The sequence below is a fragment of the Diaphorobacter ruginosibacter genome, from assembly GCF_014395975.1.
Taxonomy (GTDB): Bacteria; Pseudomonadota; Gammaproteobacteria; order Burkholderiales; family Burkholderiaceae_C; genus Diaphorobacter_A; species Diaphorobacter_A ruginosibacter.
In genome coordinates, this window is record NZ_CP060714.1 from 4,694,049 (window position 1) to 4,717,281 (window position 23,233).

Here is a 23,233-nt window from a genome sequence, read left to right on the forward strand (position 1 = left end):
GATCGGGCCACTTGTGCTCCTCTGTGCTATTTATAGTGACAAATAGAACAAATATGACGCGGACAAACCCTAGACGATGGTGACAAATCACGTTCGCGGTGCATACTGCACCAAGCCCGTGAATGCACGCATGCCGTGCCCGTACGGTGTCCGCTCTATCACGTCCAACATGGCAACAAAGAAGTCTTCACCGCTGGCCATCAAGCAGTTCCGGCAGCTCAAGCGCTCTGATCTGGTAGCCCAGGAAATCAAGCGCATGATCACCGAGAAGAATCTCAGTCCCGGTGACCGGCTGCCGCGCGAGAGCGAACTGCAGGCGCAGTTCGAGGTCAGCAAGGGAACGATTCGCGAAGCGCTCAAGTCGCTCGAGGTGCAGGGGCTCATCACCATTTCCACGGGCCCGTCGGGCGGGGGAACCATCGTGGAAGTGCCGCTCGATCGCACGTTGCAGTTCCTGCAGAACTACCTGTTCTTCAAGGAAGTCACGATCGACAACATCTACGCGGTGCGCATGATGCTGGAGCCGGAGCTTGCCGCCGGGGCGGTTGCGCATCTCACGGAGGAGGACTTCGTGGCGCTTGAGCACAGCATCACCTGCTGCGATCCCGCGTCGAGCCAGACGGACCTCATCATGCAGCGCCGCGAGGACGTGAACTTCCACGACATCCTGGCCGCGGCCAACCCGAATCCCTTCCTGCGCTTCACGTGCGAGCTGATCAACGAGATGATCCGCCAGCTCATCGTGTTCGGCAACCGCACGCCCCAGACCGAGCATCGTCGCTTCGGCGAGGAAAACGCCAACTACCACCGCGACATCGTGGCCGCGGCCCGGGCGCGCGACGCGGAGCAGGTGCGTGCCCTCATGACCCGGCACATGCAGGATGCGACGCGCGCGGTCAAGCGCATGAAGGGACGCATCCAGGGCCGTTTGATTCTGGATGCCGATTCGCTGCGCAGTCCGCGCGTGCCCGTATCCACCGCATCCCAGGCTGTGCTGGAGAAAAAGCCAACCACCTCCAGGAAATCAGCGGGCAGCGCGAGGACGACCTCCAGGTCTTCCAAGGCAAAGTCGACCGCCAGCTGACACGATACTTCTCGTGGCATGGCCATGGATCTTCCCTGCGGGGAGCTAAGCCCCCGGCACATGTAGGACAAGCCAAGGGCACTGCTATGCTCGCGCGCCGCCAACAGCGCGCTGTGGTGCAGGATTCTTCGGCCGCGATCCAGTCGTTCATTCGCTCACCCCGTCTTTATCTAGCCATCCGTCCATCCATCCATTCACTCCAACCGTCCTCCCGCCCATGTTCCATTCGTTCGCTTCGGCCCCACGCATCTCCTCTCATCGCGGCACCCTGCGTGTCGTGGCCACGGCTTCCTTCGCCGTGCTGTCCTCGCTGATGGCCGCCACGGCCGCGCAGGCCGATACCGGCAACTATCCGAACAAACCCATCCGCCTGATCGTGCCGTATGCCGCAGGCGGGTCCACGGACATCATCGGCCGGCTGCTGGCGCAGAAGATGGGAGAAAACATGGGCGCCTCGGTGGTCGTGGACAACAAGCCCGGCGCGAACGGCACGATCGGCTGCGACTACGTGTCCAAGCAGCCCGCCGACGGCTACACCATCATTCTTGGAGACGTGGGTTGCATGGCGATGGCGCCCGGCCTGTACACCAAGCTGCCCTACAACCCCCTCAAGGACTTCAGCGTGGTGAGCCTCGTCGGCCGCAGCCCGCTGGTGCTTACTGTGGGCAGCAAGAGCCCGCTGAAGTCGGTAGCCGACCTGACCGCGGCGGCGAAGGCCCAGCCCGGCAAGCTGAATTTCCCGTCGTCCGGCACGGGCGGTCCCAACCACCTGGGTGCGGAGCTGTATGCGATGCAGGCCAACGTGAAGGTCACGCATGTGCCTTACAAGGGCAGCGCGCCTTCGGTGGTGTCGCTCGTGGCCGGTGAAACGGACTTTGGCTTCCTGACCGCCGTGACAATCAACTCGCAGCTCAATGCGGGCAACGTCAAGGCGCTCGCGGTGGCGCATACCGAGCGCCTGCCCGCCATGCCGAACGTGCCCACCTTCATCGAGCAGGGCCTCAAGGGCTTCACGGCCGACGCGTGGTTCATGGCGGCAGTGCCTGCGGGAACGCCTCAGCCGGTGGTCGATCGCCTGTACAAGGAGATTGCGAAGGCGCTGCCGGATGCGGAAGTGAAGGCCAAGTTCGACTCGGCGGGGGTACTGCCTTCCGGGCTGGATCCCAAGGCTTCCACGGCTTTTCTCGGGGATGAGATCGCCAAGTGGCGGGCTGTGATCAAGACTGCGAATATCACGTTGGATTGATCGTTCCTTTTCGGGGAGGGGACTTTGATCTCCTCCTGCTGTGGGATTTCGAGTTCGAGGCCGGGAGTGTCCCCGACCTCCGCCCCGAGCGCGTCCTACGAAACCGACGCGACCCATGCGCGGGCAGCCGAGCAAAGGCTGCGCCCCCTTCCCGAACTGCGCAGCATTCGAGAGAAGGGGGAAAGCGCGCAGCGCCTCAGGGGGATGCCACAAAACTAGAACACAGCCCACAAAACCGGCGCGCCCCATGCGAGGGCAGCCGTGCAAGGGCCGCCCCGCCGCACTGGCTGCGTCCCCCTTCCCGAAGCGACGCAGTCGCGTAGAGAGAAGGGGGAAGGCGCGAAGCGCCTCAGGGGGATGCCACAAAACTAGAACACAGCCCACAAAACCGGCGCGCCCCATGCGAGGGCAGCCGTGCAAGGGCCGCCCCGCCGCACTGGCTGCGTCCCCCTTCCCGAAGCGACGTAGTCGCGTAGAGAGAAGGGGGAAGGCGCGAAGCGCCTCAGGGGGATGCCTCTTATCTACTGCTAGGAAAGCTGAACATCGTCCCTTCGCGCACGCCAGCCGAAGGCCAGCGTTGCGTGATGGTCTTGCGCTTGGTGTAAAAGCGCACGGCGTCCGGGCCGTAGGCATGCAGGTCGCCGAACAGCGAACGCTTCCAGCCGCCGAACGAGTGATAGGCCACCGGCACGGGCAGGGGCACGTTCACGCCCACCATGCCGACCTGGATGTGGTCGGTGAAATAGCGGGCCGCTTCGCCATCGCGTGTGAAGATGCAGGTGCCGTTGCCGTACTCGTGGTCGTCGATGAGCTTCATCGCTTCCTGCAGGTTCTTGGCGCGCACCACGCCGAGCACGGGGCCGAAGATTTCTTCCTGGTAGATCTTCATGCCGGGCTTCACGTCGTCGAACAGGCAGGCGCCGAGGAAGTAGCCTTCCTCATGGCCGGCCACCTTCACGCCGCGGCCGTCGACCACCAGCTTGGCGCCTTCGGCCACGCCGGCATCGACGTAGGCCTTCACCTTCTCGAAGTGCTGCTTGGTCACGAGCGGACCCATGTCGTTGCTGTTGTCGGTGCCGGGGCCGACCTTCATCTTGCTGATCTCGACCTTGAGGGCCTCGATGACCTTGTCGGCCGTGTCGTCGCCGATGGTGACCACCAGCGGCACGGCCATGCAGCGCTCGCCGCAGCTGCCGTAGGCCGCGCCCATGAGCGCGGTGACGGCGTTGGAGATGTCGGCGTCGGGCATGACGATGGCATGGTTCTTCGCGCCGCCGAGTGCCTGCACGCGCTTGCCGTTCTTGCAGCCTTCGGCGTAGATGTATTCGGCGATCGGCGTGGAGCCCACGAAGCTCACGGCCTTCACGCGCGGGTCCTGCAGCAGCGTATCAACGGCTTCCTTGTCGCCGTTGACCACGTTGAGCACGCCCGGTGGCAGGCCCGCTTCCAGTGCCAGCTGGGCGATGAGCAGGGCGCTCGATGGGTCGCGTTCGGAGGGCTTGAGCACGAAGGTGTTGCCGCAGGCGACGGCCATGGGCCACATCCACAGCGGCACCATGGCGGGGAAGTTGAACGGCGTGATGCCGGCCGTGACGCCCAGCGCCTGGAACTCGCTCCAGCTGTCGATGTTCGGACCCACGTTGCGGCTGTGCTCGCCCTTGAGCAGCTCGGGGGCGTAGCTTGCATACTCGACGTTCTCGATGCCGCGCTGCAGCTCGCCATGCGCATCGGCCAGCACCTTGCCGTGCTCGGCGGTGATGAGCGCAGCGATCTTGTCGGCGTTTTCCTCGAGCAGCACCTTCAGCTTGCTCATCACGCGGGCGCGCTTGAGCGGCGGAGTGTTGCGCCATGCGGGGAAGGCCTTTTCCGCGGAGGCGATCGCCTCTTCGACCGTGGCCTTGCTGGCCAGGGCGACGTTGGTGGTCGACTGGCCCGTGGCCGGGTTGAAGACGGGTTGCGTGCGGGCGGTGTCTGCAACGATCTTGCCGTCGATAAGATGGCCCACAGTAGAAGTGACGTTCTTGTCGTTGTTCATTTTTTTGTGGCTTTACTTTAAAGGTGAAAGGTCAGTCGTTTGGGGGGGACGATATAGGCCCTCATGCGTTGTTGTGGAAGCCTTGTCGTACAGGAGTACTGTCTGCGGCTTCACGCCTGGCCTGAGGGCCTATCTCGTCATTGTGGTGGGTGATTCGTGGGCTCGCTGCGCTTCGCAAGCCCTGGTTTGAACACGCAAACCAGGAGACGAGTTACGGGCAGTTTGCTACATCAGGCGACCGTTTGGATAGTCTCGCCCAGCGCGTTGATCAGGCGATCGATCTCCGCGCGCTCGCTGATGAAGGGGGGCGCGAGCTGGATCGTGTCGGCGCCGTAGCGCACGTAGAAGCCCAGTTCCCACATCTTCATCGCGATCTCGTAGGGGCGCTTGGCGGGTTCGCCGGGAGCGTGCTCGATCGTGAAGCCGGCAGCGAGGCCGTAGTTGCGGATGTCGGCGATGTGCCGGGTACCCTTCAGGCTGTGCACGGCGCTCTCGAAGTAGGGGGCCAGTGCCTTCACGCGGCCGGGGCCGTCTTCCTTTTCCAGCAGGTCGAGCGCTGCCACGCCGGCGGCGCAGGCGATCGGATGGGCAGAGTAGGTGTAGCCGTGCGCGAACTCCAGCATGTACTCGGGGCCGCCCGCTGCCATGAACGTGTCGTAGATGTCCTTGCTGGCAACGCAGCCGCCCAGGGGCTGGGCGCCGTTGGTGACCTGCTTGGCGAAGTTCATGATGTCGGGCACCACGCCGAAGGCGTCCGCGCCGGTCATCGCGCCGCAGCGGCCGAAGCCGGTGATGACCTCGTCGAAGATCATCAGGATGTTGTTCTGCGTGCAGATCTCGCGGATGCGCTCGAGGTAGCCCTTGGGCGGGATCACCACGCCGGCGGATCCTGCGAACGGCTCGATGATCACGGCGGCGACGTTGCTCGCATCATGCAGCGCGATGATGTCCAGCAGCTTGTCGGCGAGCGCACGGCCGCCCTCTTCGGCCATGCCCTTCTGGAAGGTGCCCGCGGGTGGCTGGGTGTGGGGCATGTGGTCTGCAGCGATGCCCTGGCCGTACATCTTGCGGTTGCCGCCGATGCCGCCCACCGAGATGCCGCCGAAGTTCACGCCGTGGTAGCCCTTCTCGCGGCCGATCAGCACGGTCTTGCTGGCCTGGCCCTTCAGGCGCCAGTAGGCGCGTGCCATCTTGAGCGAGGTGTCCGCGGCCTCGGAGCCAGAGCCGGTGAAGAACACATAGTCCAGGCCCTGGGGTGTCAGGCCCTTGATCTTGTTGGCCAGCTCGAACGCGGCGGGGTGGCCGAACTGGAAGGCCGGCGCGTAGTCGAGCTGCAGGGCTGCCTTGCCGATGGCTTCGGCGATCTCGCGGCGGCCGTGGCCGAGGCCCGTGCACCACAGGCCCGAGAGGCCGTCGAAGACCTTGCGACCCTTGTCGTCACGCAGATATGCGCCTTCGGCACCCACGATCATGCGGGGATTGGCCTTGAAGTTGCGGTTGCCGGTGAAGGGCATCCAGTGTGCGTCGAGCCAGGCGGCATCGGTGCGGACGGCGCCGGCGGCGCTTGCGGGATTGTCGATGGTGGCGAAGCTCATGCGTGTCTCCAGAAGGTTCGGGCAAGACGTTGATCGGGAAAGAAATTCCGCGCCCCGGCAGGATGCGGCATGGGTGCATTGTTGGGTTGGCGGATAATCCGGTAAATAGCGCAATATCACTGTTTACTTGAGGATTTATGCAAGTAAAAAAGACAGCCTCCGCCAGGCCCGCTTCCCGTACGAAACAGACCCCGCTGGCCACGCGCAACCGCGCCGTCCTGGGCCAGCTCAGCGACATGGACCTGCGCCTGCTGCAGGTCTTCAAGGCGGTGGTGGAATGCGGCGGCATGTCGGCTGCGGAGCTTGAGCTCAACATCGGCACCAGCACCGTGAGCCGCCACGTCAAGGACCTGGAGATGCGCCTGGGCCTCACGCTGTGCCGGCGCGGCCGTGCGGGCTTCGCGCTCACGGCGGAAGGCCAGCGGGTGTACGAGGAGACGCTGCGCCTGCTGGCGTCGGTGCGGGGCTTTCGCGACAGCATCGACGACATCCATGCGCGCATGGGCGGCCAGCTCGCGGTGGCGGTGTTCGACAAGACGGCCAGCAATCCGGCGGCGCGCATCGGGGAGGCAATCGGTGCGTTCAATGCGCTGGCGCCCGACGTGCACCTGCAGCTGCACGTGGGATCGATCAACGCGATCGAGCGTGGCGTGATGGACGGCACCTTCCAGGTGGGCATCATTCCCACGCACCGCAGCTCGCACAGCCTGGTCTACCACCGGTTGTTCGGCGAGACCATGCAGTTGTATTGCGGCGCGCGCCATCCGCTCTTCGAGGCGGACCATGGGGCGCTCGACTGGGATGCGGTGCGCGACTATCCGTTTGCCGGGCTGGGGTACCACTCGCCCAACATGGAGCTCACGCACCAGGCACGGCTTTCGCGCGCGGCGACGGGCTTCGACCAGGAGTCGATCGCCACGCTGGTCCTCTCGGGCCGCTATCTGGGATTCCTGCCCGACCACTATGCGCAGCATTTCGAGGCGCAGGGACTGATGCGCGCCGTGCACCCCGAGCTGCTCAACTACTACTGCGATTTCGTGAGTCTGGTGCGCAAGTCGCCGCAGCCCAGCCGCGCGGCGGCGGCGTTCGGAAAGTGCCTCGTGGATGCACACGCCTGAGCGCAAGGTCGAGCGCCTGCGCATGGAAAGGCCTAGGAAACCTCTGCATAACTCCCTGCCATCGTCTGAACGTGGCCTCGGGCGATCCGCGGCGTTGTCTTTTTCGTCAATAGCTACGGCTATTGCCTTCAAAAGACGCCTTGCGGCTCATCCCGATCCACGTCCAGCCTATTGGCGAAGGTTATGCAGAGGCTCCCTAGGTGATACGATCCGGGCACTCTTGCAGGTCCTGCAGTGTCGAGATTTCCATGGTTTTCGTCCGACGGGCGGCGCATCATCGTCCTCCGACACATGCCGCAGGTGCTCGCAAGGGAGTCCTCATCTTCATGAACCTCACTTTGCGAAAGCCAACGATGCCCCTGCAGCGCCGCCATTTCATCGCCCTGTCCACTCTGGCCGCCTCGGCCGGCTCGTTCCGCGGCGCGCTGGCCGCATCCGCGCCCTCCGAAGACAGCCTCAAGGGCTGGCGCCAGTACGAGATCACCACCAAGGTGCAGGTGTCCGAGAAAACACCCCGTGCACGCGTGTGGATCCCCGTGCCCGTCAAGCACCTCGAGAACTACCAGCACACGCTCGACCTGAGCTTCAACGCCCCGGGCGCGAAGAAGGTCGAACTCGTCGCGCAGCCCGGAAGCGACGTGCGCATGGTCATGGTCGAATGGGCCGACGCCAGCGCGGCGCAGACGGTGGAAATCACCAGCCGCATCGCCACGCGCGACATTGCCGCCGACCTGGGAGGCAGCGGCCACGAACGCAGGCTGCCCGCTGCGGCGCTGCGCCCCTACCTGCAGCCGACCTCGCTCGCGCCGCTGCATGGCATCGTCAAGGAGACGGCCGACCGGATTCAGGCCGACGCAGGCCATCCCAGGGACGCGGTCGGCAAGGCCCGCGCGATCTATGAATGGATCGTCGCCAATGCCACGCGCAACCCCGCCGTGGCCGGCTGCGGCACGGGCGACGTGAGCTACACGCTCACGTCGGGCAACCTGTCGGGCAAATGTGCCGACCTGAACGGCTTGTTCACGGCGCTGGCGCGTGCCGTGGGCGTGCCAGCGCGCGACGTGTACGGCGTGCGCGTGGAGGACTCCGCACGCGGCTTCAAGAGCCTGGGCAAGAGCGGCGACATCACGAAGGCACAGCACTGCCGCGCGCAGTTCCATGCCGAGGGCCTTGGCTGGGTGCCGGTCGATCCGGCCGACGTCGCCAAGGTCATGCTCGAAGAGCAGCCGGGCGGGCTGCCCAAGGATGCGCCCAAGGTGCGTGCCGCCAAGGCCCTGCTGTTCGGCGCCTGGGAAGGCAACTGGATGGCCTACAACACGGCCGCCGACGTGCGCCTGCCGGGCTCCGAGCGCGTGGAGGGCTTCCTGATGTATCCCCAGGGCGAGACCGCCAACGGTCGCCTGGACAGCCTCGATCCGGCGAACTTCAGCTATACCATCGCCTCGCGCAAGCTGGCCTGATCGCCATGGAGAAGAAGCACAGCGCGCCGCACCTGCAGCAGCACCGCAGAGCCCACTTGCGCCACCTTGGCGCCCTGGCCTGCGTGGCTTGCGGGCTGGCGGGCACCCTCCGGCCCAGCCATGCCGTGCAGCCTGCCGATGCGAAGGAGGCGAGCGGGGGCAAGCTGCGACCCTGGAAAAAGGGCGCCACGCCCGCGCTGTTGGCACAGACGCTCGACGGCCAGCAGGTCACGCTCAAGGCGTTTACCGGACGGCCGCTGATCCTGAACTTCTGGGCTTCGTACTGCGGTCCCTGCCGTCTCGAGATGCCGTCGTTCAACATGCTGATGGACCTGTACGGGGACAAGCATCTGCAGGTGGTGGCCGTGAACCATGGCGAGATGCCTGCGCGCGTGCTGCAGTTCCTGAAGGAGGTCCCGTTCGAGGGGCGTGTGCTGCTGGACCGGAGCCAGACGCAGATGAAGGCCTGGAGTGCGTATGCGCTGCCGACCAGTTTCGTGCTGGATGCCAAGGGGGAGATCCGGTTCTGGCATGTGGGGGAGATGGATTGGACGGACTCTGATGCGCAGGCGAAGTTGCAATTGGTGATGGGGGGCTGAGTTGGCGGCTCTTGCTTATCTTGTCTTGAGATTCTTCTGCTGGGTGGTTTGTGGCAGAGGCCGGGACTGCCCCCGGCGGGGCAGTAACTTTTTGGTCTTGCCCAAAAAGTCACCAAAAATGCGCTTTCAATGCGGGGGCACGCGGTAAAACTCACTTCGCGCTGCGCGCTCCGTTCAGACAGCCACCGCGAGTCAGTTTGGAAGAGGTGCACTCGGCACATCGCTGCGCTCGTGCCTGCTCGCCCGACTTCGGGCGAGCCGACAGCGCCACTTTTGAACCACAGGGGTGAATTGGGACACTGCACATCTCGCGAAGTCGCGAGATGTGAAAGCACGAGCGCAGCGATGTGCCGAATGCTCCTCCCCTCATCTGACTCACGGCGGCTGTCTGAGCGGCGCGCCGCAGGCGCAAAGCGAGTTTTGCCGTGGGTATTAAGACGCTTTTTTGGTGACTTTTTGCGCGCGCAAAAAGTTACTGCCCCGCCGGGGGCACTCCCGGCCTCCACCCTCAAAACAACCACTACACCTCAGATGGCTCGTACCTTCTGGCGCCGTGGGGAGGAGGAAGGAGGGAGCATCGCCCCTAGGAGTTTGAGTGCCAACTCAATGCACCTCCGCACGCACCTGCCATCCCGTCACCAACCATCGCCAGAAGGCCTGGAACCAGCGTGTCAGCATGTCAGGCTCCCTGCATTGCAGCAGCGGTGCCGCGTCGCTTGAGCGAGCGCTCCCACACCTTTTCATGGAAGAAGAAGGCCACCGCCTGCACCGTGGGCTCCAGCAGGCTGAGCGTGAGCGAGGCGATCAGGTTGCCGGTGACGGCATAGGCCACCATCGCGGCGACGCAGATGTGGATGAGGTAGTAGCTGCCGGTCTTCATCAATGTGAGCCGGTTGTGGCGGGCGGCATCGAGCAGGCGGGTCATGATCGGGAGTTCCTTTTGAAGATGGTTTAATGATAGTTGTTCTCATCTTCAAGGGCCAATCGAAAGTCTTGAACGCCGCGATAGGCAGCACATGGGCAGGACTCGTAACCACGTGTGTTTGTGATGAAGCGTCAGTAGCGAGTCGCTATGATGCGCAGGTTCGGTGGCTCAGCCACCATCCCAACGATTTCATTCACGGAGCGGGAGCGTTTTCATGGCACTGATGGACTTCATCAAGAAACAGTTTATTGACATCATTCAATGGACTGAGGACAGCGATGGCACGTTGGCATGGCGCTTCCCCATGCGCGACATGGAAATCCAGAATGGCGCCACGCTCGTCGTGCGCGAGTCGCAGCTGGCCATGTTCGTCAACGAAGGCAAGGTGGCCGACGTGTTCATGCCCGGCACGTACAAGCTGACCACGCAGACGCTGCCGGTCCTGACCTACCTGAAGAACTGGGACAAGCTGTTCGAGTCGCCCTTCAAGAGCGATGTCTACTTCTTCAGCACGCGCCAGCAGATCGACCAGAAGTGGGGCACGCCCCAGCCCATCACCATCCGCGACCAGGATTTCGGCATGGTGCGCCTGCGCGCATTCGGCAACTACGCCTACCGCGTGGCCGATCCCAAGCTGTTCCACACCGAGATCTCCGGCACGCGCGACAACTACACGGTCGATGACCTCGACGGCCAGTTGCGCGGCGTCATCCTGCAGCACATCAGCACGGCGATTGCCGCGAGCGGCGTGCCGTTCCTCGACCTTGCGGCGAACCAGATCATGTTCGCCGATGCGCTTGCGAAGGACCTGACTCCGGCGCTCGAGAAGATCGGCCTGAAGCTCGAAGGCATGACCGTGCAGAACGTGTCGCTGCCCGAGGAACTGCAGAAGATCCTCGACCAGAAGATCGGCATGGGCATGGTCGGCAACGACATGGGCAAGTTCATGCAGTACCAGACCGCGCAATCGATCCCGAAGTTCGCGGAGAGCGCGGGCCAGGGCGGCGGTATCGCGGGCGATGCGATGGGCCTGGGCGCCGGCGTGGCGCTGGGCCAGGTGCTCGCGCAGAACCTGCAGCAGGGCTTGCAAGGCGGTGGTGCTGCCGCAGCGCCCCAGGCTGCTGCACCCCAGGGCGCACCGGCGGCTGCCGCGATGAAGCCCGAGGAGGTGATGGCCACGCTCGAGAAGCTGGGCGAGCTCAAGTCCAAGGGCATCCTCACGCAGGAAGAATTCGACGCGAAGAAGACCGAGCTGCTCAAGAAGCTGGTGTGATCTTCCGCGTGCCCGTGTCTTCCGCGAGGGCGACCGCCGCAGGCTCTGGAGAGGAGGCCTGCAGCGGCGCCGTGTACCAACAAGATGAACTGATCTATGGCAGATAGCGCGACCCAGCGTTCCTATTCCGCGCCCTGCCCGGGTTGCGGCGCGCCTGTGGAGTTCAGGAGCGCGCAGTCGATCTACGCGGTCTGTCCCTACTGCCAGAGCACCGTGGTGCGCGATGGCGAGGTGCTCAAGCGCATCGGCAAGATGGCCGAGGTGTTCGACGACTATTCGCCGCTGCAGCTCGGTGCGTCCGGCACGATGCCGATCGACGGCAAGAGCGTCCCCTTCATGCTGGTGGGGCGCGCGCAGTACAAGGGCGAGCAGGGCAGCTGGAACGAGTGGAACGCATTCCTGCCCGACGGCAGCCTGGCCACGCTGAGCGAGGACAACGGCAACTTCGTCTTCACCCGTGGCGCGCCGCTCGGCCGCGACGTTCCCGCCGCGGATCGCTTCCGTGTGGGCATGACCACGGCCGTGGGCGGCAAACAGTTCAGCGTCAGCACGAACCTGCAGGCGTCGCTCGTGGCGGCGCAGGGCGAGTTGCCCAGGCTGGCGCCACTGGGCCAGCCGTTCACTGTGGTGGAGCTGCGCAGCGACGATGGCGAGGTGCTGTCGATCGACTATGGCACCACGCCGCCGCAGATCCAGCGCGGCTACGCCGTGCGGCTCGAAGCCCTGAACATGAAGGGGCTCAAGGATGGAGCCTCCGTCAAGGACGAGCGCGCGCGCCAGTTCAACTGCCCCAATTGCGGCGCACCGGTCACGGTGGCGCTGGACAGCACGCAGTCATGCACCTGCCCCTCCTGCAAGAGCATCATCGACCTGAGCCAGGGTGTGGGCGGCGAGATGCGCTTTGCGGCACAGGACGAGCCCGTGGAGCCGATGATCGCGCTGGGCCGCATCGGCGAATTCGAGGGCGCGAAGTGGCAGGTGGTGGGCTTCCAGCACCGCATGGGTGTGGAGCCCGGCGACGACGAGTGGTTCGGCTGGGACGAATACCTGCTCTACCACCGCAAGCGCGGCTTCATCTTCCTCGTGGATTCCACCGACGGCTGGAGCCTGGTGCGCCCGACCACGGGGGCACCGAAGTACAACCGGGGGGCGAACAGCACCAAGTACCTCGGCACGAACTACGAGCTGCAATACAGCTACAAGGCCGAGACCAGCTACGTCGTGGGCGAGTTCTATTGGCCCGTGGTGCGCGGACAGACCACCTTCAACAGCGACTTCGAGAGCTCGAGCGGCAAGGCCGTGCTTTCCCGCGAGGAGTCCAAGGGCGAGGTGACCTGGTCCCACGGTGAGCGCATCGATGCCGTCGTCGTCGCCAACGCGTTCAAGATGACCGACAAGCTCGCGCGGTTCAAGCGCGAGGACGCTGCGCCCGTGCTGTCCGCCAAGGGCATAGGCTGCGGCACGGTCATCCTGATCCTGGTGGTGATATTCGTGATCCTCATTATCCTGAGCACCTGCACCAGCTCATCCGGCGGCAGCGGGTATCGCAGCTCGGGCGGATCGTATGGCGGGTACTCTTCGGGTGGTGGACACAAGTGAGCCTGCCGACGTGGCGGGCGTGTGATTGGTTTGAATTCAGGGAGATTTTGAAATGAACGCTATGGAATGGCTGAAGCCGGCGGCACTGCTGGGCTCGATCTTGTACGCACTGATTGGCGTGGTGATCTTCTGGGTGAGCTTCGTGATCGTTGACAAGATCACGCCCTATGACCTGTGGGCGGAGATCGTCGAGAAGCACAACAAGGCGCTTGCTATGGTCGTCGCTGCCATGTGCCTGGGCATCAGCATCATCGTCGCCGCCGCGATTCATTGACTGCGTCCACTCCCTCTCCCGCAGGCTGGGGAGGGCAGGGTGAGGACGATGACCGCATCCGCGTGAAGCGCCGGGCGCGTTCAGCCGTTCCCTCACACTCACCCTCTCCGCCAAGAGGCCGAGGGGGCCAGAAAGCGTGCGTGACGGCACCACCTCCATGAATTCCCACAGCGACCCCCTCATCATCCCCGAGCCCGAGGCTCCCGCGGGCACCGCGCGCCCCATCGACATCGCGTTGCTTGCCAGCGTGTTCGTCATTGCCGCCTGCGGGCTGCTGTACGAGCTGGCCGCGGGTGCGCTGGCATCGTATGTGCTCGGCGATTCGGTGCTGCAGTTCTCCACCATCATCGGCACCTATCTGTTCGCGATGGGTGTGGGCTCGTGGCTGTCGCGCTATTTTGAACGCCAGTTACCCGCGCATTTTCTGCGCATCGAGCTGATGGTGGCGCTCGTCGGCGGCTCGCTGCCGGCGATCCTGTTCCTGTCCAACGCTTATGCGCCGGGCGCGTTCCGGGTGCTCCTGTATGGCATGGTGCTGCTGGTGGGCACGCTCGTCGGTCTCGAGATTCCGCTGGTGATGCGGATTCTCAAGCGCAATGTGCAGCTCAAGGACCTGGTGTCCCAGGTGCTCACGTTCGATTACCTGGGCGCGCTCGCGGTGTCGATGGCGTTCCCGCTGCTGCTGGTGCCGCAGCTCGGGCTGGTGCGCACGGGGCTGTTGTTCGGCTTCATGAACGCGGCCGTGGCAGTGTGGGCGCTGTGGCTGTTCCGCAAGGAATTGCGGCGCTTCAAGTCCCATGCCGTGGCGTGTGCGCTGGTGCTGCTGGCACTGTTCGCGGGGCTGCTGGGTGCCGACCACATCACGCGCTTCGCCGAGGACAAGTTCTACCAGGACCGCATCGTGCTCTCCAGCGCTACGTCCTATCAGCGCATCGTGGTCACGCACGGCAAACCCGGATACCGGCTGTACCTGAACGGCAACCTGCAGTTTGCCGAGCGTGATGAATACCGCTATCACGAGGCGCTGGTGCATCCCGTGATGGCCGCGCACGGTGCGCCCCGGCGCGTGGCGGTGCTCGGCGGCGGCGACGGCATGGCGGTGCGCGAAGTCCTGAAGTACCCGGGTGTCGAATCGGTCACGCTCGTGGAACTCGATCCTGCGATGACCGACCTGTTCAGCCAGCATCCGATGCTCACCAGGCTGAACCGGCACGCGCTCGAAGACCCGCGCGTGAAGATCATCAACACCGATGCGTTCCAGTGGCTGCAGCAGGGAACGGATACCTTCGACGTGATCATCGTGGACTTTCCCGATCCGACGAATTTTGCGATCGGCAAGCTGTTCACCAACAGCTTCTACGCGCTGCTCGATCAGCGCCTTGCGGCGAGCGGCTATGCGGTCATCCAGACCACGTCGCCGCTGATCGCGCGCAAGAGCTTCTGGACCGTGGTGGAGACCATCGAATCGGTGGGCCTCTCCGCCAGGCCCTACCACGCGCACGTGCCGAGTTTCGGGGAGTGGGGCTTCGTGATCGCGAGCCGCAGGCCGTGGCGCCTGCCCGAGAAGCTTCCCGAGGGGCTCCGGTTCCTGTCTCCTGCATCGCTGCCGCTGATGTTCGATTTCCCGGTCGACATGGCGCGTGTGCCCACGCAGGTGAACCGCCTGTCGAACCAGGTGCTGGTGCACACCTATGAGCAGGAATGGGGCGAGGTGGCGCACTGATGCCGGGCGTCTCCCGCCGCCAGATCCTTCAGGCCGCAGCGGCGCTCGCGGGCACGGGCCTGCTTGCGGCCTGCGAGCCCTCCGCGCGGGAGCTGCAGGGCGGCTTCACCGGCATCGGCATGGACCGTGGGCACGCGCTGCGTGATCGACTCAAACGTGGCGACGCGTCGGCGCTTGCGCCCGCAGTGGAGCGTCGTACCCGGGTGGTGATCGCCGGCGGCGGCATTGCGGGACTTTCCGCCGCGCGTGCGCTGCGGCTCGCGGGCGTGGAGGATTTCGCGCTGATCGAACTCGAGGACCAGGCAGGCGGCAACAGCCGCGGGACGGCCGTGAACGGCATTGCCTGCCCGATGGGAGCGCACTACCTGCCCGTACCCGGCGATGATGCGCGCGAGGTGCAGGATTTCCTGGAGGAGCTCGGCCTGCGCAGGCGCGCGGCCGGACGCTGGCAGTACGACGAGATGGCCCTCTGCCATAGCCCGCAGGAGCGCCTGTTCTTCAACGGTCACTGGCAGGAGGGGCTGCTGCCGCTGCAGGGGGTGTCGCAGCGCACGCTGCAGCAGTACCGGCAGTTCTCCGCCCTGGTGGCCCGGGCCTCGCGCGACGCGCCCTTCACCATGCCGGCGATGAAGACGTGGATGCATGGACGCGGCCTGCCCGCGTCGCATCTTGCGCTCGACGCGCAGACGATGGATGCCTGGCTTGCCGCCAACGGGCTCGACGATCCGCAACTGCGCTGGTATCTCGACTATTCGTGCCGCGACGACTACGGCGCGGGCCTTTCCCGTGTCTCCGCGTGGGCTGCGATTGCGTACTTTGCGAGCCGGCATGGCTTTCACGCGCCGGGCGAGGACGGCGGCGGCGATGACGCGGACCGCGATGCCGTGCTGACCTGGCCCGAGGGCAACGGCTGGCTCAGCAGGCAGTTGGCCGTGCCGCTCGCCAGGGGCGGCCAGTTGCGCGTGGGCGGGAGCGTGCTGCGCATCGCGCAGGCCCGCCATGGCGTGGAGGTGGATGTGCACAACGCGGCGTCGGACCGCATCGAGCGCTGGATCGCGGAGCGCTGCGTGGTGGCTCTGCCGGTGTTCGTGGCGGCCCGCGTGGTGCGGGATGCGCCGCAGTTCCTGCGCGATGCCGCCGGGCGGCTGCAGTGGGCACCCTGGCTGGTCGCGAACATCCATATCGATGCACCGCTGGCCGATCGTGAAGGCGCGGCGCCCGCCTGGGACAACGTGCTGTTCGGCGATGCGGTGACAGGCGGCCTGGGCTATGTCGACGCGGGCCACCAGCGCCTGGATCCACGCCCGGCACCCACGGTGCTGAGCTACTACCAGGCGCTTGGCGACCTGCGGGACGGCCGACGGCTGCTGTCCGAGCAGCCGTGGCGCTACTGGGCAGACCCGATCCTCGCTTCGCTCTCGGGTGCCCATCCCGACTTGGCGCAGCGCGCCACGCGCATCGAGATCACGCGTTACGGCCACGCCATGTCGATCCCGGTGCCCGGCGACCAGGCTTTCCTTGGCCGCTTGGGGGCGCATGCGCATGGCGAAGGGCGCAAGGCCGCGCTGCTGAATGGCGAGCGCGTGGCCCTCACGCCCACGCCGTCAGAGGGGCGTCTGTTGTTCGCACACGCGGACTGGTCGGGCTACTCGGTCTTCGAGGAAGCCTTCACGCGCGGCTTTGCCGCCGGCGCACTGGCCGCGGCGGGCTGACTGGCGGATCGCCATCCGGGACGGGGGCGGATTCATGCCCCTGTCACACCGGCACGGCATGGTTGCGGGTTTTCGTATCGAGAAGCCTTCGAAAATGCACCAACTCCAGAAAATCGCTACCGCCGTCATCGTTCTCGCGGGCGCAGCCATCGCGGCGCAGGCCCGTGCCGACCAGGCGTTTTCCGCCACGCTGGCGGGCCATGCCGTGCTGCCAGCGCAGTCGTTCGTTGCGGCGCCCAAGGACGCACCCGCCGATCTGCAGATGAGCGGCAAGTTCACGACGGCGAAGCGTGTCGACCAGGCGGGCAGCATCGAGGGCCTGTCCAATGGCCGCCCGACCGGGGTCTCGCTGCCCTTCAAGGGCCAGCCGCTGCAGGGCCATTCCGGCATCAAGCGCATGGCCGACGGCACGTTCTGGGTGCTCACGGACAACGGTGCGGGCGCCAAGGCCAATTCGCCCGACTTCATGCTCTACCTGAACCACTACAAGGTGGATTTCAAGAGCGGAAAGTTCGATCGCCTGAAGACCGTCTTCCTGCATGACCCCGACAACAAGGTGCCGTTCCGCATCGTGCAGGAAGGCACGAAGCAACGCTATCTGACGGGCTCCGACTTCGACCCCGAGAGCTTCCAGTTCGCGGGCGGATCGCTGTGGATCGGCGAGGAGTTCGGCCCTTACCTGATCAAGGCCGACCTGAATGGCAAGGTGCAGGCGGTGTTCGACACCAAGGTCGACGGCAAGGTGGTGCGCTCGCCCGATGCGCCCGGCATCGTGACGCCCGGTGCACCCGACGCGAAGATGGCCGCCTTCCAGGTCAAGCGCTCCAAGGGCTTCGAAGGCATGGCATCCTCCCGCGACGGCAGCAAGCTGTACGCGCTGCTCGAAGGGCCGATGTGGAACGACGAGGCCAAGGCCTATGAAAGCGTCGATGGCGGCAAGCAGTTCCTGCGCGTGCTCGAGTTCGACGTGAAGGCCGAGCAATGGACCGGCCGCAGCTGGAAGTATGTGCTCGAGGCCAATCACCATGCCATCGGCGATTTCAACATGATCGACGAGACCACGGGCCTCATCATCGAGCGCGACAACGGCGAAGGCATGGCCGACAAGGCCTGCCCGGCCGGCGAGAAGCGCAAGGACTGCTTCGACGACATCGCGAAGTTCAAGCGCGTCTACAAGGTGGAGCTGACGGATGCGAACGCCGGCGGCGAACTGCGCAAGATCGGTCACATCGACCTGCTGAACATCCAGGACCCAGGCAAGCTCGCGAAGAAGCCGCTGCATGACGGCGTGCTCAAGTTCCCGTTCTTCACGATCGAGAACGTGGATGTGGTCGATGCCAGCCACATCGTGGTCGGCAACGACAACAACCTGCCGTTCAGTTCCAGCCGCGACCCCAACAAGCAGGACGACAACGAACTGGTGCTGCTTGAAGTGGGCGATTTCCTGCGCGCGAAGTGATCGCGCGGCCTGCGTGCTGAACAACGAGAAGCGCGCGTTCGGGAGCCGGCAACGGATCGGCCTGCGAGGCGCGCGCAAAAGGTAGAGTGGTGCAAGCCTTGCCGCGCGAGTAGCCATACTCGCGCGGTTCTTTATTCGTGGATGGCAGAATTGAATGTTTCCACGAAATACGGGGCGTGGGGCCGGCACGACGGCCAGCGCCTCGGCACAGCAATCCATGTTCACCGGCATCGTTCAAGCCACGGCGGGCATCGCCGCCATCGAAGATCGCGCAGGGCTGCGCACTTTCACGCTGGAGTTCCCAGGCGGCTTCTGCAAGGACCTGGAGATCGGCGCGAGCGTCTCCACCGACGGCGTATGCCTCACGGTGACCGAGCTGGTTTCTCCCACGCGCGCGAATTTCGACGTGATGCTGCAGAGCCTGAACGTCACCACATTGGGCAGCTACGGCGTGGGAGACCGCGTGAACGTCGAGCGCGCGGCGAAGGATGGTGCCGAGATCGGCGGGCATCCGCTGTCGGGGCATATCGATTTTTCCGCCACGCTGGCCGAAGTGAGGCACCTCGAGAACAACGTCGTGTGGCGCGTGGCCGTGCCCGAGGGCTTTCGCCGCTACGTGTTCGCCAAGGGCTACATCGCCATCCACGGCGCGAGCCTGACGGTGGCCGAGGTGAACCGCCAGGAGGGCTGGTTCGAAGTCTGGCTGATTCCCGAGACGCTGCGTGCCACCGTGTTCGGCGACAAGAAGGCGGGCGACAGGCTCAACGTGGAGATCGAACGCGGCACGCAGGTGGTGGTCGACACGGTGCGCGAGACCGTGCAGGAGAGCCTGGGGCGCCTGCAGCCGGTGCTGGAGGCGTTGCTCAAGGAAAAGGGCCTGTCGCTGGAGGATTTCGTCCAGGCGCCGAGGCTTCCGCACTGACGCCCTCCAGGCGATACGGAGATCAAGCGTCGTGTCCCGCTGGATGACCCGCGCCCTGCAGCCGTCCGACCTGCCGGGGCTGATGGAGGTGCAGATCGCCTGCTATGGCGAAGGATTTGCCGAAAGCACGGAGGTGTTTGCACGCCGCCTGCGCAGCGCTGCGAACTGTTCGCTGGTGATCGAGCACGAGGGTAGCGTCTGCGCCTATCTTGCGGCCTATCGCAGCATGGCGGCCAAGGTCACTCCGCTGCATGGCGATTTCGAGCCGGTGCTCGCTCCCGACACACTCTATCTCCACGACATGGCGGTGCACCCCGGGTACGCGGGTCAGGGCCTGGCACACACCCTGCTTCAGGAGATGCGCGCGATGGCGCGGTCTTCGCTGGCGGGGCGGCTGCCGTATTCGGGATTGGTCTCGGTGCAAGGCTCGCAGGCCTACTGGGAACGGCAGGGCTATGCCCTGCACGCGCTGGCCGATGCGACACAGCGCGCGCGCCTTGCCACCTACGGCGACGATGCCGTCTACATGCTGGCACGATGGGATTGAGCCTTCCGTGCGCATGCCGAAACTGCACCCACGGACTTCATTGTTTGCTCGCAATTTCCCGCGTTTTGCAAGCATTTATTGTTATCAAGTGTGTGATTCCATACATGCAATCAAGCTATGTAAAACACACTTGCCATAATGCCGCATGCCAAATCGCTGGAAGCCCAACGTCACCGCAGCAGCCGTCATCGAACGAGACGGTCATTTCCTGTTGATTGAAGAGGACACGGCCGATGGCCTGCGCCTGAACAATCCCGCCGGCCACCTGGACCCTGGCGAATCGCCTGTCCAGGCCTGCGTGCGCGAGGTGCTGGAGGAGACAGGCTACGACTTCGTTCCCGAGGCCCTGGTAGGCGTCTACATGAACCGCTTTGTGCGCACGCGTACAGGTGACGACATCACTTACATGCGTTTCACGTTCTGCGGCAAGGCTGCCGCGCACCATGGATGGCGTGCGCTGGACGATGGCATCGTGCGCGCCGTATGGATGACGTTCGACGAAATCAAGGCCACGGCCGAGCGCCACCGCAGTCCCTTCGTCGTGCGCAACATCGAGGACTACCTGAGCGGCAAGCGTTACCCGCTCGACATGGTCTTCACCCACGACAGCGTGTTCAAGTCCCCGCTTTGACGGGGCGGCGGCCTCCCGTCGCCTTGCCCGCGGCTGCGGACACGCCCTGCAACCATTTCAGCAACTGCTCATGCACGCTGCCGGGTGCAGGGGGCGCGGGTGCGAGCAGGCAGTAGCTCGATCCGTCCTCGATGAAGCCCAGCGGCGCGGCCAGCACCCCGCTGCGCACGTCCTCGGCGGTCAGTTCCTGCGTGCCGATGGCCACGCCCAGGCCTGCGATCGCTGCCTGCAGGCTGAAATAGAAATGCTCGTACATCTGGGGCCGTGCCGCCGAAGGGACCTCCCGCCCGCTGATCTGCGCCCAGGTGCGCCATGCCGAAGGCCGTGTGCGCGTGTGCAGCAGCGGCGTGCTGGCACGCAACTCCAGTTGGGGTCCGAACCAGCGCCGGACCTGGTCGGCGCGACACACGGGGCCGATCCGCTCCGCGAAGAGCCTGTCCGAATGGGTGCTGGCCGGCCAGCTGAAATCGTCTCGGCGGATCGCGAGATCGATGCCGTCGCCGAACGAGAAGGGTCCGCCACCGGCGACCAGGTGAATGTGCGCGCGGGGATGGCTCCTGGCCAGCCTGCGATGGAACGCGGGCCAGCGCGGCAGCAGCCAGCGCATCAGCAGCGTGGGTTCGCAGGACAGCGTGAGGCGCTGTTCATTGGCAGCGCGCATGCGCAGGCGATGGCATGCGCCGCGCATGCGCTCCAGCCCCTCCTGCACGGCCTGTGCGAGCTCGCGGCCCGCATCGGTGAGAAACACGCGGCGGCTGCGGCGCTCGAACAGCGCGATGCCCAGGTCGTCTTCCAGCGAGCGCACGGCGCGGCTGATCGCGCCGTGGGTCAGGTGCAGCTCCGTGGCGGCCTGTCCGAAATGCTCGAGCCTGGCAGCTGCCTCGAAGCAGCGCAGGGCGTTCAGGGATGGCAGGCGCTGTGAGGCAATCTGTGAGTTCAGTTCACCAATATCGTCAGAAATCATCGTTTGATTGTGCGCCTTCGGCTTTCTAACATCCAGTTTTCGCTTTGATACCCTGGAAATTGCGTCATGAACGAATGGTTTGCTGTGATCACCATCACCCTACTCGCTGTGCTGAGTCCTGGTCCGGACTTCGCCATGGTGACCCGCAACGCGCTGCTGCTTTCGCGCCGGGCCGGCCTGCTCACCGCGCTGGGCATCGCCATGGGCGTATGGGTGCATGTGGGCTACACGCTGCTGGGCGTGGGCCTGCTGATGCAGCAGTCGTTGCTGCTCTTCAATGGTGTGAAGCTGCTGGGCGCGCTCTACCTGATCTACCTGGGCGTTCAGATGCTGCGCAGCAAACCGGCCACGGTTACGCAGGCAGAGACGCCCGCAACGCCGCTGTCCGGCTGGGCTGCCTGGCGCATGGGCTTTTTCACCAATGCGCTCAACCCCAAGACCACGGTGTTCGTGGTGAGCCTGTTCATGCAGGTGGTGAAGCCCGGCACGATGCTTGCGCAGCAACTGTCGTACGGCGTGTTCATCTCGGCCGTGCACCTGGTGTGGTTTGCCATCGTGGCCTGCTGCTTCTCCGCACCCGCGATCCGCACCCGGCTCCTGGCCGTACGCCACTGGATCGACCGGGTGTTCGGGGCGGTGCTCGTGAGCCTGGGGGTCGGGACCCTCTGCACGATTCAGATCGACGCATGCTAGCGCGGTCTCGGGCGGTCTGCGGCGTTGAAAATCCTCGCGATAGCTACGGCTATCCCTGCGGTTTTCGCCTTGCAGCCCATCCCGATCCGCACTAGCTGCTTGTCGATCGACTCGTGCAGAGGATCCCTGGCTCTGGCCGCGTCACGCGACTGAGGGCGATGGCGATGGCGCAACCACGATGCGCTCGGATCAGTCGGAGCCCAGGCCGATCGGATGGGGCTGGCGCTTTTCCGTTGCGTGGCGCAGCAGCGCGGCGGTGCGGAAAACGCCGTGCGCAAACTTGCCATAGGGCAGCGTGAGGAACAGCGCCATCACGGCACCCAGGTGCAGGCACAGCAGCAGGGCCATGGCCGGCGTGCTGCGGCCCAGCCAGAGAGCGATGCCGCTGGCTGCCACGAAGAACAGCAGTGCGATGAAGCCCAGGTCCATGGGCTTTTGCTTCAGGTCGCCATGGTCTGGTGCGCGCCGGAGGTTCAGCCGCCACAGGCCCGCGGTACCCAGCATCAGGCTGGCACCGCCGACCGCGCCCAGAACCTTGGGCAGGCTCGGCAGGTCATACGGCGCCGCCATGCCGAAGACATAGTGGTAGACCGTGCCGAGCGCCGTCGCCGCAAAGCACAGCATGAAGCCGTAGAACGTGAAGTGGTGCATGCGGCGGCGCGCCAGCGTATAGGCATCGTCCTCGTTCGGGCAGCCCTGGCCCGCACCGCCGTCGAGGTACTTCATGCGAAGCACATCGTGCGTGGCCTCGGCAGCGGCAGGGGCGCTCACATCCATGCCGCTGGTGGCAGGCTTGATCTGCTTCCAGAAATTTCGCGTGGCCATGGACAGGGCGAACACCACGAACAGGAATACCGGCGCGAACATGCCCACCAGCAGGTTGTGCGGGAACAGGTTGTAGAAATTGCCCGCGGTGTCGTGGCTCCAGAGCGCTCCCATGCCGCCGTGCAGGGCCACGGCCGTGACAAGGAACAGCGCCAGGCCGATCGCCAGCGCGGCAGCGAGCGTGAGTCCGTTGTTCCTGTAGAGCTTTCCGAACGATGGCGGCCACGCGTACTCCGCATAGGTGTCGCCGCGCACCTCGGCCATGGCTTTGGGGATGTTGATGGCGAACTCATGCGGCGGCGCGTACTGGCAGGCATGCAGGCAGGCGCCGCAGTTGTGGCACAGGTTGGCCAGGAAGTTCACGTCCGCCTTGGGAAACTCCAGGCGGCGCGTCATGGCGGGAAACACCGCGCAAAAGCCTTCGCAGTAGCGGCAGGCATTGCAGATCTGCATGGCGCGCGCCACTTCTTCTTCTGCGGGCGTCATGGCAACGGGTCGGCCTTGTGCCAGCTCGGCGGCGTCTCGGGTCAGGGCTTGCAGCGTTTGCAT

Annotated in this window: 20 protein-coding genes; 15 read left to right on the forward strand and 5 right to left on the reverse strand. The window is 65.0% G+C overall.

Annotation, left to right across the window (positions count from 1 at the left end; all coding sequences use genetic code 11):
- Positions 1-169 precede the first annotated feature (169 nt).
- Positions 170-1,084, forward strand: coding sequence for a FadR/GntR family transcriptional regulator (locus H9K76_RS21160; RefSeq protein ID WP_187597232.1), 915 nt, complete (start codon positions 170-172; stop codon positions 1,082-1,084).
- A gap of 217 nt (positions 1,085-1,301) precedes the next feature.
- Positions 1,302-2,330, forward strand: coding sequence for a Bug family tripartite tricarboxylate transporter substrate binding protein (locus H9K76_RS21165; RefSeq protein ID WP_187597233.1), 1,029 nt, complete (start codon positions 1,302-1,304; stop codon positions 2,328-2,330).
- Between the two features lie 517 nt (positions 2,331-2,847).
- On the opposite strand, the gene H9K76_RS21170 is transcribed toward H9K76_RS21165, so the two are convergent.
- Both H9K76_RS21170 and aptA read right to left on the reverse strand, forming a co-directional pair.
- The gene (locus H9K76_RS21170; protein WP_187597234.1) at positions 2,848-4,365 is read right to left on the reverse strand and encodes a CoA-acylating methylmalonate-semialdehyde dehydrogenase; all 1,518 of its coding nucleotides are present in this window, start codon (positions 4,363-4,365) and stop codon (positions 2,848-2,850) included.
- Between the two features lie 230 nt (positions 4,366-4,595).
- Positions 4,596-5,960, reverse strand: coding sequence for an omega-aminotransferase AptA (gene aptA / locus H9K76_RS21175; RefSeq protein WP_187597235.1), 1,365 nt, complete (start codon positions 5,958-5,960; stop codon positions 4,596-4,598).
- A gap of 137 nt (positions 5,961-6,097) precedes the next feature.
- Between aptA and H9K76_RS21180 the strand changes: the two genes are divergently transcribed.
- The 3 genes from H9K76_RS21180 (at position 6,098) to H9K76_RS21190 (ending at position 9,137) form a co-directional block, all read left to right on the forward strand.
- On the forward strand, positions 6,098-7,078 hold the full coding sequence (locus tag H9K76_RS21180) for a LysR family transcriptional regulator (RefSeq protein ID WP_187597236.1): 981 nt from the start codon (positions 6,098-6,100) through the stop codon (positions 7,076-7,078).
- Positions 7,079-7,404: 326 nt separating this feature from the next.
- Entirely contained in the window at positions 7,405-8,538 is a 1,134-nt protein-coding gene (locus tag H9K76_RS21185) for a transglutaminase-like domain-containing protein (protein WP_246475184.1), read from the forward strand.
- Positions 8,539-8,543: 5 nt separating this feature from the next.
- On the forward strand, positions 8,544-9,137 hold the full coding sequence (locus tag H9K76_RS21190) for a TlpA family protein disulfide reductase (RefSeq protein ID WP_187597237.1): 594 nt from the start codon (positions 8,544-8,546) through the stop codon (positions 9,135-9,137).
- A gap of 679 nt (positions 9,138-9,816) precedes the next feature.
- Here the strand turns inward: H9K76_RS21190 and H9K76_RS21195 are convergent.
- Complete coding sequence (locus H9K76_RS21195) at positions 9,817-10,062, reverse strand: DUF2061 domain-containing protein (protein ID WP_187597238.1); 246 nt, start codon at positions 10,060-10,062, stop codon at positions 9,817-9,819.
- Positions 10,063-10,276: 214 nt separating this feature from the next.
- Here H9K76_RS21195 and H9K76_RS21200 point away from each other — a divergent pair, with 214 nt between their 5' ends.
- From H9K76_RS21200 to H9K76_RS21240, 9 genes are all read left to right on the forward strand, one after another.
- Positions 10,277-11,335, forward strand: a complete 1,059-nt coding sequence (locus H9K76_RS21200; RefSeq protein ID WP_187597239.1) for an SPFH domain-containing protein — start codon at positions 10,277-10,279, stop codon at positions 11,333-11,335.
- 96 nt (positions 11,336-11,431) lie between these two features.
- A complete protein-coding gene (locus H9K76_RS21205; RefSeq protein WP_187597240.1) occupies positions 11,432-12,934 on the forward strand; it encodes a DUF4178 domain-containing protein in 1,503 nt (500 codons plus the stop codon).
- Between the two features lie 52 nt (positions 12,935-12,986).
- On the forward strand, positions 12,987-13,208 hold the full coding sequence (locus H9K76_RS21210) for a DUF350 domain-containing protein (protein WP_187597241.1): 222 nt from the start codon (positions 12,987-12,989) through the stop codon (positions 13,206-13,208).
- Positions 13,209-13,365: 157 nt separating this feature from the next.
- Entirely contained in the window at positions 13,366-14,931 is a 1,566-nt protein-coding gene (locus H9K76_RS21215; protein WP_187597242.1) for a polyamine aminopropyltransferase, read from the forward strand.
- Positions 14,931-16,643 carry an FAD-dependent oxidoreductase gene (locus tag H9K76_RS21220; RefSeq protein WP_187597243.1) on the forward strand — a complete coding sequence of 571 codons (1,713 nt, stop codon included), beginning with the start codon at positions 14,931-14,933 and terminating at the stop codon, positions 16,641-16,643. Before H9K76_RS21215 ends, H9K76_RS21220 begins: the two co-directional genes overlap by 1 nt.
- A gap of 94 nt (positions 16,644-16,737) precedes the next feature.
- Positions 16,738-18,102 (forward strand): esterase-like activity of phytase family protein, encoded by a 1,365-nt coding sequence (locus H9K76_RS21225; protein WP_187597244.1) that lies wholly within the window; start codon positions 16,738-16,740, stop codon positions 18,100-18,102.
- A gap of 217 nt (positions 18,103-18,319) precedes the next feature.
- Complete coding sequence (locus tag H9K76_RS21230; protein WP_187600778.1) at positions 18,320-19,024, forward strand: riboflavin synthase subunit alpha; 705 nt, start codon at positions 18,320-18,322, stop codon at positions 19,022-19,024.
- A gap of 43 nt (positions 19,025-19,067) precedes the next feature.
- A complete protein-coding gene (locus H9K76_RS21235) occupies positions 19,068-19,571 on the forward strand; it encodes a GNAT family N-acetyltransferase (RefSeq protein WP_187600779.1) in 504 nt (167 codons plus the stop codon).
- Positions 19,572-19,716: 145 nt separating this feature from the next.
- Positions 19,717-20,202, forward strand: a complete 486-nt coding sequence (locus tag H9K76_RS21240) for an NUDIX hydrolase (RefSeq protein WP_187597245.1) — start codon at positions 19,717-19,719, stop codon at positions 20,200-20,202.
- Here H9K76_RS21240 and H9K76_RS21245 read toward each other — a convergent pair.
- Positions 20,186-21,166: a LysR family transcriptional regulator gene (locus H9K76_RS21245; RefSeq protein WP_187597246.1), complete on the reverse strand. Its 981-nt coding sequence runs from the start codon at positions 21,164-21,166 to the stop codon at positions 20,186-20,188. The genes H9K76_RS21240 and H9K76_RS21245 overlap by 17 nt on opposite strands.
- Before the next feature lie 66 nt (positions 21,167-21,232).
- Between H9K76_RS21245 and H9K76_RS21250 the strand changes: the two genes are divergently transcribed.
- A complete protein-coding gene (locus H9K76_RS21250) occupies positions 21,233-21,859 on the forward strand; it encodes a LysE family translocator (protein ID WP_187597247.1) in 627 nt (208 codons plus the stop codon).
- Between the two features lie 189 nt (positions 21,860-22,048).
- On the opposite strand, the gene tcuB is transcribed toward H9K76_RS21250, so the two are convergent.
- Entirely contained in the window at positions 22,049-23,233 is a 1,185-nt protein-coding gene (gene tcuB / locus H9K76_RS21255) for a tricarballylate utilization 4Fe-4S protein TcuB (RefSeq protein ID WP_187597248.1), read from the reverse strand.

Bases quoted from the DNA above. Each gene is read 5' to 3' on its own strand.
- H9K76_RS21190 (WP_187597237.1), top strand. From the start codon at position 8,544: ATGGAGAAGAAGCACAGCGCGCCGCACCTGCAGCAGCACCGCAGAGCC.
- H9K76_RS21200 (WP_187597239.1), top strand. From the start codon at position 10,277: ATGGCACTGATGGACTTCATCAAGAAACAGTTTATTGACATCATTCAA.
- aptA (WP_187597235.1), bottom strand. From the start codon at position 5,960: ATGAGCTTCGCCACCATCGACAATCCCGCAAGCGCCGCCGGCGCCGTC.
- H9K76_RS21160 (WP_187597232.1), top strand. From the start codon at position 170: ATGGCAACAAAGAAGTCTTCACCGCTGGCCATCAAGCAGTTCCGGCAG.
- H9K76_RS21225 (WP_187597244.1), top strand. From the start codon at position 16,738: ATGCACCAACTCCAGAAAATCGCTACCGCCGTCATCGTTCTCGCGGGC.
- H9K76_RS21170 (WP_187597234.1), bottom strand. From the start codon at position 4,365: ATGAACAACGACAAGAACGTCACTTCTACTGTGGGCCATCTTATCGAC.
- H9K76_RS21220 (WP_187597243.1), top strand. From the start codon at position 14,931: ATGCCGGGCGTCTCCCGCCGCCAGATCCTTCAGGCCGCAGCGGCGCTC.
- H9K76_RS21165 (WP_187597233.1), top strand. From the start codon at position 1,302: ATGTTCCATTCGTTCGCTTCGGCCCCACGCATCTCCTCTCATCGCGGC.
- H9K76_RS21185 (WP_246475184.1), top strand. From the start codon at position 7,405: ATGAACCTCACTTTGCGAAAGCCAACGATGCCCCTGCAGCGCCGCCAT.
- H9K76_RS21180 (WP_187597236.1), top strand. From the start codon at position 6,098: ATGCAAGTAAAAAAGACAGCCTCCGCCAGGCCCGCTTCCCGTACGAAA.
- H9K76_RS21215 (WP_187597242.1), top strand. From the start codon at position 13,366: ATGAATTCCCACAGCGACCCCCTCATCATCCCCGAGCCCGAGGCTCCC.
- H9K76_RS21245 (WP_187597246.1), bottom strand. From the start codon at position 21,166: ATGATTTCTGACGATATTGGTGAACTGAACTCACAGATTGCCTCACAG.
- H9K76_RS21240 (WP_187597245.1), top strand. From the start codon at position 19,717: ATGCCAAATCGCTGGAAGCCCAACGTCACCGCAGCAGCCGTCATCGAA.
- H9K76_RS21230 (WP_187600778.1), top strand. From the start codon at position 18,320: ATGTTCACCGGCATCGTTCAAGCCACGGCGGGCATCGCCGCCATCGAA.
- H9K76_RS21210 (WP_187597241.1), top strand. From the start codon at position 12,987: ATGAACGCTATGGAATGGCTGAAGCCGGCGGCACTGCTGGGCTCGATC.
- tcuB (WP_187597248.1), bottom strand. From the start codon at position 23,233: ATGCAAACGCTGCAAGCCCTGACCCGAGACGCCGCCGAGCTGGCACAA.
- H9K76_RS21205 (WP_187597240.1), top strand. From the start codon at position 11,432: ATGGCAGATAGCGCGACCCAGCGTTCCTATTCCGCGCCCTGCCCGGGT.
- H9K76_RS21195 (WP_187597238.1), bottom strand. From the start codon at position 10,062: ATGACCCGCCTGCTCGATGCCGCCCGCCACAACCGGCTCACATTGATG.
- H9K76_RS21250 (WP_187597247.1), top strand. From the start codon at position 21,233: ATGAACGAATGGTTTGCTGTGATCACCATCACCCTACTCGCTGTGCTG.
- H9K76_RS21235 (WP_187600779.1), top strand. From the start codon at position 19,068: ATGACCCGCGCCCTGCAGCCGTCCGACCTGCCGGGGCTGATGGAGGTG.